An 806-nucleotide genomic window follows, 5' to 3' on the forward strand; every position below is an offset into this window, starting at 1 on the left:
TATACAATCGTTAAAGATTACTGCAGGCACTACAAGAAAAAAGAAATCAAGAAAGCTACAACACGTGTTGAACATACAATTGGTCTTAGCGCCCAAGTTGATTGGAAAGAAAAAGTACTAATGCATGACAAAAACAACGTTGAACACATATTCAGCATTTTTCTTTATGTATTACCATATTCAAAAAGAAAATTTATTAAATTGACACTTGACCAAAAGCAAGATACCCTTTTTGAATGCTTGACCGAAGCTTTTAACTTTATGAAGGGTGTCCCAAAGGAAATTTGGTTTGATAATATGGCAACAGTAGTTGATCATCAAACAAGTACTTTTGAACATCATCATTTTAATGATCGTTTTCTTTCATTTGCCCACGATGCAGGATTTCATCCAATAGCCTGCCGACCATTCAGGCCTCAGACCAAGGGTTGTGTGGAAGCTTTGGCTCGCACAATGAACCGTCTTAAACCCTACGATAGAGAATTTGAAACGTTGAATGATTTGGCAAGTTTTATTGATGATTTATGTATCAGACTTAATCATGAGAAATCTCAAGGAAATAATAAAATTCCTGAAGAAGAATGGAAAAAAGAAAAAGAGCATCTCCAGCCCATCAATCCAGATCTTACACGATACTTTTCTAGTGTCCAAACTCGTAAAGTATCAAAAGATGCCATGATCAGATTTAGGAACCATCAATACTCTGTTCCTCTTGATTATATCGGAAAAGAAGTTCAAATCAAAGTAACAGAAGACCAAAAATCAGTTCATATTTTCTTTAAGGGTGTTGAGATTCGCTCACATAA

1 protein-coding gene is annotated in these 806 nt (G+C 35.0%); it reads left to right on the forward strand.

Annotated features, from left to right (window positions below):
- Positions 1-806, forward strand: an 806-nt coding sequence (gene istA / locus ON15_RS07105; protein ID WP_010580800.1) for an IS21 family transposase, incomplete at both ends; no start/stop codon positions are given.

The organism is Liquorilactobacillus vini DSM 20605, from assembly GCF_000255495.1.
Lineage (GTDB): Bacteria > Bacillota > Bacilli > Lactobacillales > Lactobacillaceae > Liquorilactobacillus > Liquorilactobacillus vini.